The organism is Streptomyces flavofungini (genome assembly GCF_014650815.1).
GTDB classification, from domain to species: Bacteria; Actinomycetota; Actinomycetes; order Streptomycetales; family Streptomycetaceae; genus Streptomyces; species Streptomyces flavofungini.
The window spans coordinates 1-9,868 of sequence record NZ_BMVR01000041.1; the positions used below are offsets into that span (position 1 = coordinate 1).

Sequence of the window (9,868 nt, forward strand, 5' to 3'; positions counted from 1 at the left end):
CGTTGCGCTTCACAGACCGTCACTCGAACGGTGGCCACATCGAAGAAGCTCAATGAACTCCGGAACAAAATATCTCAACTCTCAGAATGTTGACGGATTCCTGGCCTATCGGATGAGTGGGCGCCGGAATCTCATCGGGCTCTGCGGGCCTATCTGCGATCCCGGCGATCGCCAGCAGATGATTGCCGAGTTGGTCGAATTTGCCCGCCACGAGAGACGGCATGTGATGGCGGTGCAAATCTCCAGAGAGGAGGCTGAGATATACGCCAAGATGGGCTTTATCATCAATCAAATCGGGGCATCATTCAGCCTCGATATCACGGATTACACCCTCCGAGGAAACCGGATGAGCAGAGTCCGCAGCATGATCAACAGGGCCTCTCGGGAGGGTATCTTTGTGAAAGAGGTCGATCATGCTGAACTGCAGGGAACGCCCGCCCTGAAAGCCGCTCTCGATCGCATAGACGAAAGGTGGCTTGCGTCCAAGGGCCAACATGCCAAGAAGCTTGACTTCCTCGTCGGCGAGCGCGAGGGGCCGGGTGCTTCGTATCGGCGGGTGTTTGCGGCGATGCACGGCAGCGAAATGATCGCGTACGTGTCTTACTCGCCAGTTTTCGGTCACCGGCCAGGGTGGCTGTATGACCTCACGCGCAGGCTGCCCAGTGCGCCTCCCGGAACCATTGAGATGATTTTTTCGAATGCACTTGCCGCATTTCGCGCCGAAGGGTACTCATGGGTTCATCTCGGCTTCACCCCTTTCGCACAGATGAAGGAATTTGAGGACATCCCGAATCCCGCGAGTCCGGCCACTCATAAGGCTCTCTCCTTCTTACGAAAAAAGGGGAGCCTCATCTACCCTTCCGGGGCGCAGGAAGCATTTAAGCTGAAATGGCGCCCTCAGTCCATTGATCCTGAGTACATGGCATCACAGGGCCGGGTGCGAATCGGGGCGATATGGAATCTACTCCGAACCGTCGGAGCCGTGTAGCGGCGGCGGGCCCGGCGTGCCGGATTCAATTAAGCTACGAGGAAGCACTCCGGTCCTTCCTGGGCATACTGGAATGCGACCCAGATGCCGGCCCTTTACTATGTGGTGACGTATCAGACTCGAAGCCTGCACCATCCCCTCGCAGCTTTCCGTATATCTCTCCAGCGAACCCGGAGGAGTGATCAACTTGATGTCTAAACTCGGCAATTCCGCAGGGCAATTCGCAAGTGACAGGAATCTGCGAAGCTACCACTCTTATATCAATGGCCGCTCAGCTTCATCAGAATCCACCGAATGGGTCTATGTATTAGATTCCCGTTCGGTGTTGGATGACGTTTTTGCCAGCCTCGCGCTCAAACGCAATCTCGAACAGGGGCGGGTGAGAGTTGAACGTTACCCGGAGTCGATCTGCGGGCGCGTCGCCAAGGCCGACCGCGCCTTGGTGCGGCAGGCGGTCAGCGCGGCGGCTGCTGCCGCTCCGCGGTGGAGGGCGTTCCCGCTGGAGGTGCGGCTGGAACGGTTCGGTGCCCTGCTGTATGAACGCCTCGTCAGACAGGCTGAAGAGATCGTTGAAATCCTGGTGCGAGAAGGGAATCCGCTGCCTCTCGCCCGGTGGCAGGTCTCGGGCATGCTGGAGTGCTTCTCGGCGGAATCCATCCAATTCTATCGTTCACAGATGCTGCAAGAGCTTCACCGCGACGGGAGGAGGATACAGATCCGGCGGCGGCCAGACGGTGTGGTGTGTGTCAATCCGCCTCAGAACGCCCCGCTTTCCAGTGCCCTGCTTGCGGTGACGTCACTCATGGCGGGAAACACGCTCGTCATCCGTGCCCCGCGCGGTGCCCCGCTAGGAGTCATGTACGTGCTCCAGGATGTGGTGGCACCGGTGCTTGATGAGATTGATGCTCCGCCTGGCACACTCAACGCACTCTGCGGCGACCCCGGCCCGATGCTTTCCACCTGGCTAGAAGAACCGTCAGTGAACGACATCATGTACTTCGGGAACAGCGAGAACGGCCTGCGGTTCGAGCAGCGTTGCATCAGTGCCGGGAAGAAGCCGATTCTTGAGCTGGCCGGCAATGATATCGTGGCCGTCTGGAAAGATTCTGACGTTGATCTGGCGGCCGAGGCGCTCAGCGAGAGTTTTTATGGCTCGGGCCAACTGTGCATGATCCCGAATCAAGTGTTGGTTCACCCGGAAGTCGCTGACGCACTCATCGAGAAACTCCTCGGGGAGATTGGAAATATCCGGCCCGGCTATCCGGATGAAGCTGACGTTCTGCTGACTCCCGTCCTGCGAAATGAAAAGTTCTTCCGCTGCCTCGACGACGCCCTTTCCAAGGGAGCCGAGCTGATCTGTGGTGGACATGCCATGCAGGACGATGGAAGCCGAGACCCGCATGGGATCTTCTTGGAGCCCACTGTGATCTCCGTCAACGGTCTCAGCAAGGCCAGAGAGGTGGACGCGGTACGGCAGGAAACCTTCTTCCCCCTGCTTCCGCTCGTGATTGCAGAAAGCGCACCCGACCCTGAACTGCTGGACGCATTCATCGCGTATGTGAACTCGAACGAATGCGGGCTGCGTAACTCTGTCTGGGCAAGGGACACTGCAGTAGTAGACCGGTTTGTCAACGAAACGGTCAACGGCGGGTTACTGAAGGTGAATGACTCGCACATTTCGTTTCTGGCCGGCCTGCCGACGCACGGTGGAACAGGGCTTACCGGCGGAGTTTTTGGTGAGGCCAACTACCCCATGCTCCGCACCTCCCATGTCCAGGGAGTAAGCATCAGCGCGGGTTCCCGTCCGCGGGAGGCAGTCTTCGATGCGTGGAGAAAAGTATTCGGCACGGACTAAGCGATCTCATCACTCTGCAGAAGGGGCGAAGAATGCGTTCGCTAGATTCGGCACGTCGCACCTGTGAATTGTTCCTGCCCGGACTCCTCGAGGCGCTGTCCGACTACCCGCTCGATGCCCTTGAGCGTCCCGATAGTCCCGGCATTGAGCTATTCCGAAAAATGGGTGGTCCCGGTCTGGTGATCCCGGATTCCCTCGGGGGGCGTGGCGCCGGTCCGCTCCAAGCTTTAGAAGTGACACGTGCCCTGGCCTCCGCCGCGCCGTCGCTGGCGGTCGCGACGACCATGCATCACTTCTCCGTGGCTACCCTGTCATGCTTTGCTGACAGTCTCGGAGGCGCGGGAGGTCTAGGCAAACGCCTCAAGGAAATCTCCCAGCAGAATCTGCTCGTCGCGTCCGGCTTCGCCGAAGGCCAGCCGGGCCAGGGCATCCTGGAACCCACCATGGAGCTGCAGGCCACCAGGAACGGCTACCTGCTGCGCGGATCGAAGAAGCCCTGCAGTTTGTCGGGTGCCATGGACTTCCTCACGGCAAGCGTCGTCATCCCTGATGGAAACGGCGGTCACACCACAGCAGTGACCCTGGTGCCCCGTGACGCGCCGGGCCTGGCGGTGCGCCCCTTCTGGGCGAGCTGGGTGCTGGCAGGGGCGCAGAGTGACGAAGTGGTGCTCACCGATGTCCTGGTGCAGGACGAGCACATCATGCGCACCGATCCCGCCCATGACGCGGTGAGCCTCGACACCCTGCAAAGCACGGGTTTCGTCTGGTTCGAACTGCTCATCACCGCGTCGTATCTCGGGATAGCCAGCCAGCTCGTCGAGCGGGTCATGAACGGACCGGGCGGAACAGCATCGGAGCGGGCCCAGCTGTCTATGCGGCTCGAGACGGCGACGCTGCTCCTGGAGAGGACAGCCCGCATGCTCGTGGACGGCGACTCGGGCCCTTCAGTACTCGTCCAGGCGCTGGTGGCGCGCTACGGCGCGCAGGACGCCATCGGGGCAACGGTCCGCCAGGCCGTAGAGCTGCTGGGCGGCCTGGCCTACATCAGGTCAGGGGACATCGCCTACCTGGCCGCTGCGTCGCATGGGGCGGGCTTCCATCCGCCCTCGCGCAGCAGCTTCGCAGCTCCCTACCTCGACTACGCGGCCGGCGGGCCTCTCCGACTGTCATAGGAGTGTCATGACCGCACCAATTATTACGAGCGCTGTGAACCGGGACGAGATCGGCCGCCTGTACCGGACGCGGCTGAGCAAGGGCCGCGCCACCTTGGGGGAACTCTTCGGCGGGCATGTCGAGGTGGAGTCCGAGGGGGCCTGGATTACCAGCCAAGAAGGCAGACGCTTTCTCAACTGCGGCGGATACGGGGTCTTGTTGATGGGGGCGAGGCACCCCACGGTGGTGCGTTACGTCCAGGAGCAGCTCCATCGCCACCCTGTGGCCAGCCGTGTCCTGCTGGAGCCGCAGGCGGCCCTGGCCGCGGATGCCCTGGTGAGCAAGGCCCCCGCGGGACTCGAGCGCGTGCATTTCGCCTGCTCTGGCGCGGAAGCCGTCGAAACCGCTATTAAGATCGCCCGCAGTACGGGCAGGGATCAGCTCATCGCCACGCACAGCGGCTACCACGGCAAGACCATGGGAGCGCTCAGTCTGACCGGCGCGGCCAAGTACCGGGACCCCTTCCATCCGCTGCTGCCATGCGTCCGCCATGTCCCCTACGGTGATGCCGAGTCACTCCAAGCGGTGTTGGAGACCCTGCCCGGACGGGCATGCTTCGTGGTCGAGCCGGTCCAGGGTGAGGCTGGTGTTGTCCTGCCGCCGGACGGATATCTGCGCAGTGTGCAGGAACTGTGCCGCGCCTACGACGCGTGCTTTGTGCTGGACGAGATCCAGACCGGGCTGGGGCGGCTGGGCTCCTGGTGGGGCGCCGACGCCGAGGGTTTGACCCCGGACATCCTGCTCAGCGGCAAAGCGCTCGGCGGCGGCGTCCTACCCGTCTCCGCCGTGCTCGCGAGACCGGAGGCGTTCGCCGCCTTCGACAAGGACCCCTACATACACACCTCGACCTTCTCCGGCCTGCCTCTGGCCATGGCCGCCGTACGCGGCGTGCTGACGGCCCTGGAGGAGGACCATCTCGTGGAGCGGGCCCGGGTCCTTGGAGACGAGCTGCTGGCGCGCCTGCGCACCATCGCCCAACACCACCTGGGCGACGGCATCGTGGTGGAGGTACGCGGCCGCGGCCTGCTCATCGGCATCGAGTTCGCCATACCCGGCCCCGCGGGAGACCTGCTCATCGAGCTGATCTCCCACGGTGTCATCGCGAACCACTCACTCAATTCCTCCCAGGTGCTGCGCTTCACCCCTCCAGCCGTGCTGAGCCCCGCTGACATCCAATACCTGTGTGAAGCGTTCGACCACTCGTGTCGCGCCCTCGCACGCCAATACGCGCCGATCTCAGGAGGTGCCACCCGCTGTGCGTAGCGTCCACGTGCTGGTCGACCTGCCGAACGTCTCGCCGTCTGCGGGATACGCGCAGGTGAGCGACTTCGCGCGCTATCCCGAGCTGGCCTCCGTGGTCCGCACTGTCACCGTCCACCCCCTTGGGGACGGCCAGCAAAAGAGTGACTGGGAAGTCTATTTCCGCAACGGCATCCTGCGCTGGACCGAAGCCGACGATTTCCACCCCCACGAACACCGCATCTCCTTTCGCCAGACCGACGGTGACTTCGACTCCTTCGCCGGCACGTGGCACATCATCAGCAGTGATACCGGATGCCGAGTGCGCTTTGCAGCCGACTTCGATTTCGGCATCCCTAGCATGGCAGGGATCCTCGACCCGGTCGCCGAACGAGTAATCAAGGAAACCATCGCCCGGGTCGTGCTGGGACTCTTTGACAACCACGGCGCGGTCATCGGCGATCCGCTGCTCGCCAGAGCCGTCACAGCCACTGCCCTGCCTGTCCCCGGCCACGTGGCGCAGGTGCCCTGATGGACGCCAAGAACCTGTTCATGACACCGACCACGGCGGCACTCGTGCGTGCGGAGTACGCCCTGGGGCTCCTCGTCGCCCTGACACTGTTCCTCAGTCACCTTCACGACGTCCGCTGGGAGCCGGCTATCGGACTGTTCGTGTACATCGACCTGATCGGCTACCTCCCCGGAGCCATCCAGATGCGCCGGAGCTCCACGGGTGACCTCCACAAGGCCTACTACATCGCCTACAACGTCACGCACAGCATGCTCACCCAGGCACTGGTCGCCCTGCTGTGGATGGCGTTGCTCGGCCCCGAATGGGCACTGCTCACCCTCGCGATTCACCTGTGCGGCGACAGGGCCCTGTTCGGTAATTTCCTCAAACCTTTCGGCGTGCGCTTCGAACCACACCAGCATCCCGCATACCACCGGTTCCGCCGCGAATTTTCGACGGCCCATCAGACCAGTCACCGCCGGCCCGCGCGAGACGCCTCATGACCGGCGCGGCACACCACCAGTCGGCGTCCGGCAGCGTAATGACCCACGCACTGCAGCGCTTCGCCGCCGGAATCACGGTCCTCACCTTCGATGCCCCCGGTGGAGCTGCGGGAGTGACGGTCAGCACCCTGACCCCCGTCCCCGGTACCTGTCCCATGGTCTCGGTAGCGCTGCGTCGGGCAAGCAAGTCACTCAGCGAGCTGCTGACGGCAGAGGCGTTCACCGCCAATGCCCTGGCGGCAGACCAAGCGAGTCTGGCCCAGCACTTCGCGCGACGCCGCCGGTCCAGGGAGACAAGCCAGCTACCACCCGACACATGGGCCCAGGCGGCTGGCATCCCACGCCTGAGGCAGGCCACTTCCTGGCTGGAGTGCCGGGTGGACCAGACGGCGTCCCTCAGAGACCACGTCCTGGTCATCGCGACCGTGACGGCAGGCATTCCCGGCAGCGGACCGCCTCTGATCGGTTTCACCGGTGCACTACACGCTGACCTATCCGGCACCACCACGGCACGAGGGAGTCACCCATGACGACTGCAGACGTCCCCGTCGAGGCAGACTGGGAACGAGCGCCTTCCCTGATGGACGGCGCCATGAGCGTCGAACTAACGGCCGCACAATGCGATCTGAAGTACTGGCTCGCCTCCGTTCCCCACGGCACGCTCCAGGGTCACGTGATGGGGCATGCAGACCACGTGCAGCCGCTAGCGATGATGCGCACACCGGGTCCGCTCAACACCGCGCTCAAAGAGGAGCTGGCCTACCGGTCTCTCGCCGAAGAGAAAGCTACCCGCGTCATCGGCCACCTCGTGGCACTCGCCCCCGACCTGGCGTGCCTGGAGTTCTACGCCACCCAGCTCCTGGACGAGGCACGGCATGCGATGGTGTTCCGCAGCCATCTGCTGGACCTGGGCGTCAGCGAGGAAAGGCTGCATCAGGAGATCCAGGAACTGGCGAAGCAGGACAGCGACGCAATCCTGGATCCCCTGGAGGCCTTCGGACTGCGCATCCTGCGCGACGAAGGGGACTTCATCGGCGGTGTGCTGGCCCTCACCGTGCTGGTTGAAGGCGTGCTGGCCCCCGCAGCAGAGCTCAGCGAACAAAAGTGGCGCATCTTCGACCCAGCCGCCGCGGACATCGAGCGAGGAGCCGGCATCGACGAGATCCGCCACCTCACCGTGGGCAGCTCCATCATCCGTGAGCACCTCCTGGCCCACCCCCAGGAAAAGAAGCGCCTCCTGCGACTCATGCACGAGGGTTTCGCCCTGTGGGACTCGCTGCCGGTTGATGACCAACTGCTCAGACGTGAAAACCTCTTCCAGCAAGGCATCGACGAACACAGCCATCTCCTCGGTGACTACCAGGTATGGCCCGGCCGCCGACTGGCCGACACCTCGGCACGAGAACGCATCACTACAGGACAGCAGTGGGCACAGCGCATGCAAAGCGTCCGGCTGGCGTTCGCGGGCCTCGAGGGCACCCCATGAACATTCCCGAGATGGCCGAGCCGCCCGCACACAGCCACCGCCCCTCCCCCACACAGCCAGCGAACATGAAGGACATCACGCAGCTGGTTAAAGCGGCGGGGCTCCTGGAACCACAGCCGCTCTACTACACGCTCAAGATCTTCACGAATCTGGGGATGCTGGCAGCGGCCTGGACGGCCTTCGCCCTCCTCGGCGACAGCTGGTGGCAGCTCGCCACCGCCGCCTGCCTGGCCTTCTGCTTCGGGCAGACCAGCGTGATCGGGCACGACGCGGGGCACCGCCAGATCGGCCGTACCCGCAAGGTGGCAAATCTCGTCGGCTACCTCCACGCCAATGTACTGACAGGAACAAACTTTCACTGGTGGATCGGGCACCACACGAAGCACCACAACTTCCCCAACCACCTCTCGCTCGACCCCGACATCCAGCGCCGCCAGGTCATCTTCGACCCGGCACACCACGCCAGGAAGAAGGGCACCGTCAAACGCTTCATCATCCGCCACCAGGGGTGGATGTTCTACGTGCTCATCCCACTCGAAGGGCTACGCCTGAACCTGGCAGGCTACATAGCCGCCTACCGATACGCCGCAATGAGGAAAGCCACCACCGACCTGATCCTGTGCACCACACATCTCGTCGCCTACCTGACCCTGCTGTTCAGCGCACTCCCACTCGGTCTGGCCGTTTCCTTCCTGGCCGTGCACCAGGGCCTCTTCGGCGTGTACGTGGGCCTGCTGTTCGCACCGAACCACAAAGGGATGCCGCTCCGCGACGGGCAGCAGGAAGAACAGGACTGGCTGCCGCGCCAGGTCCTCAGCTCCCGCAACCTCGCCCCCAACCGGCTCACGGACTTCTTCTATGCCGGGCTGAACTACCAGATCGAGCACCATCTGTTCCCCACGATGCCCCGCAGGAGCCTGCACAAAGCTCAACCCCTCGTGAAACGGTACGTCCTTACCCACGGTCTGCCTTACACGGAGACCTCGCCGCTGCGCTCCTACCGCGACATCACAAGGTTCCTCACCATGGTCAGCCACCAGGTACCAGAACGCGCGGATTCCCTCACGAAGGCTCGTGGAGGCGCTCAATGAGGCAAGCAGCAGTCCTGAGTGGGCTGGGCAGTTGGCTGCCGCCCCAGGTCGTCACCAACGACCGTCTCGCCCGCCAACTGGACACCTCGGATGAGTGGATACGCCGCCGAACCGGAATCGGACAGCGCCACATCGCCGGGCCCGGCATCGCCACGTCAGACCTGGCCATCGAGGCCGGCCGACGGGCGCTGAAGTCCGCAGCGACCGACCGGGCGGACTGCGTCATCGTGGCCACCACGACACCGGATCACCCCTGCCCGGCCACCGCTCCTATGGTTGCCGCGAAACTGGGGCTGGGAACCGTGCCCGCCTTCGACGTGGCAGCGGTGTGCGCGGGCTTCCTGTATGCGGGGGCCGTCGCTGAGGGCCTCATCGCCGCGGGAACGGTGCGCACCGCGCTCGTCATTGGGGCGGACACGTTCTCCAGCATTCTCGACCCTGAAGACCGCACGACGCGTTGCGTCTTCGGTGACGGAGCCGGTGCTGCGTACCTGCGCGCCGGCTCGCCGGAGGAACCCGGTGCCCTCGGCCCGTTCACGCTGGGGAGCGACGGAACAGGCGCTGACATGATCATGGTGGGCGGAGGGGGTTCACGCCAGCCGCTCCGGGCAGAGAACATCGCCAGGTCCGACCCCTACTTCCGTATGCAGGGCAAAGCCGTCTTCCGCCACGCTGTCGAGCGCATGAGCACAGCCATCTCAACCGCCATCGAGGGCGCCAACTGGACTCTTGACGACGTCGAGGTATTCGTCACTCACCAAGCCAACTTGCGCATCATGCAAGCGGTAGCCAGCCACCTCGGCGTCCCCCCAGAACGCTTCCCGGTCCACCTGGACCGCGTGGGCAACACAGCCGCCGCGTCCGTGCCTCTGACCCTGGTCGACGCCGCCTCAGCCGGCACCCTGCGAGCGGGCCAGCGCACGGTCTTAGAGGTCCTAACAGAAGTGGTTGATGGTGTGACTGTTGGCTTGTCCGCTCGTTGG

At 63.7% G+C, this 9,868-nt stretch carries 10 protein-coding genes; all 10 read left to right on the top strand.

Annotated elements, in window-relative coordinates:
• Nucleotides 1–52 precede the first annotated feature (52 nt).
• Complete coding sequence (locus IE274_RS38800; RefSeq protein WP_198898085.1) at nt 53–988, top strand: bifunctional lysylphosphatidylglycerol flippase/synthetase MprF; 936 nt, start codon at nt 53–55, stop codon at nt 986–988.
• A gap of 190 nt (nt 989–1,178) precedes the next feature.
• Complete coding sequence (locus IE274_RS38805; RefSeq protein ID WP_190120663.1) at nt 1,179–2,843, top strand: aldehyde dehydrogenase family protein; 1,665 nt, start codon at nt 1,179–1,181, stop codon at nt 2,841–2,843.
• A gap of 32 nt (nt 2,844–2,875) precedes the next feature.
• Nucleotides 2,876–4,015 (top strand): acyl-CoA dehydrogenase family protein, encoded by a 1,140-nt coding sequence (locus IE274_RS38810; RefSeq protein ID WP_190120664.1) that lies wholly within the window; start codon nt 2,876–2,878, stop codon nt 4,013–4,015.
• 7 nt (nt 4,016–4,022) lie between these two features.
• On the top strand, nt 4,023–5,318 hold the full coding sequence (locus IE274_RS38815; protein ID WP_190120665.1) for an aspartate aminotransferase family protein: 1,296 nt from the start codon (nt 4,023–4,025) through the stop codon (nt 5,316–5,318).
• Between the two features lie 7 nt (nt 5,319–5,325).
• A complete protein-coding gene (locus IE274_RS38820; RefSeq protein WP_229910117.1) occupies nt 5,326–5,826 on the top strand; it encodes a type II toxin-antitoxin system RatA family toxin in 501 nt (166 codons plus the stop codon).
• The gene (locus IE274_RS38825) at nt 5,826–6,308 is read left to right on the top strand and encodes a hypothetical protein (RefSeq protein ID WP_190120667.1); all 483 of its coding nucleotides are present in this window, start codon (nt 5,826–5,828) and stop codon (nt 6,306–6,308) included. The genes IE274_RS38820 and IE274_RS38825 overlap by 1 nt, the downstream gene beginning before the upstream one ends.
• A gap of 38 nt (nt 6,309–6,346) precedes the next feature.
• On the top strand, nt 6,347–6,838 hold the full coding sequence (locus tag IE274_RS40525; RefSeq protein ID WP_372447299.1) for a flavin reductase family protein: 492 nt from the start codon (nt 6,347–6,349) through the stop codon (nt 6,836–6,838).
• A complete protein-coding gene (locus tag IE274_RS38835; protein WP_190120669.1) occupies nt 6,835–7,794 on the top strand; it encodes a VlmB-like protein in 960 nt (319 codons plus the stop codon). The genes IE274_RS40525 and IE274_RS38835 overlap by 4 nt, the downstream gene beginning before the upstream one ends.
• Nucleotides 7,791–8,885 (top strand): fatty acid desaturase family protein, encoded by a 1,095-nt coding sequence (locus IE274_RS38840; RefSeq protein ID WP_229910118.1) that lies wholly within the window; start codon nt 7,791–7,793, stop codon nt 8,883–8,885. Before IE274_RS38835 ends, IE274_RS38840 begins: the two co-directional genes overlap by 4 nt.
• On the top strand, nt 8,882–9,868 hold a 987-nt coding region (locus IE274_RS38845), incomplete at its 3' end, for a beta-ketoacyl-ACP synthase III (protein ID WP_190120670.1). The genes IE274_RS38840 and IE274_RS38845, both read left to right, overlap by 4 nt.

What these genes read in the sequence shown, in the direction of transcription:
- IE274_RS38825 (WP_190120667.1), top strand. Translation starts at nt 5,826, where the DNA reads ATGGACGCCAAGAACCTGTTCATGACACCGACCACGGCGGCACTCGTG.
- IE274_RS38840 (WP_229910118.1), top strand. Translation starts at nt 7,791, where the DNA reads ATGAACATTCCCGAGATGGCCGAGCCGCCCGCACACAGCCACCGCCCC.
- IE274_RS38810 (WP_190120664.1), top strand. Translation starts at nt 2,876, where the DNA reads ATGCGTTCGCTAGATTCGGCACGTCGCACCTGTGAATTGTTCCTGCCC.
- IE274_RS40525 (WP_372447299.1), top strand. Translation starts at nt 6,347, where the DNA reads ATGACCCACGCACTGCAGCGCTTCGCCGCCGGAATCACGGTCCTCACC.
- IE274_RS38800 (WP_198898085.1), top strand. Translation starts at nt 53, where the DNA reads ATGAACTCCGGAACAAAATATCTCAACTCTCAGAATGTTGACGGATTC.
- IE274_RS38815 (WP_190120665.1), top strand. Translation starts at nt 4,023, where the DNA reads ATGACCGCACCAATTATTACGAGCGCTGTGAACCGGGACGAGATCGGC.
- IE274_RS38835 (WP_190120669.1), top strand. Translation starts at nt 6,835, where the DNA reads ATGACGACTGCAGACGTCCCCGTCGAGGCAGACTGGGAACGAGCGCCT.
- IE274_RS38805 (WP_190120663.1), top strand. Translation starts at nt 1,179, where the DNA reads ATGTCTAAACTCGGCAATTCCGCAGGGCAATTCGCAAGTGACAGGAAT.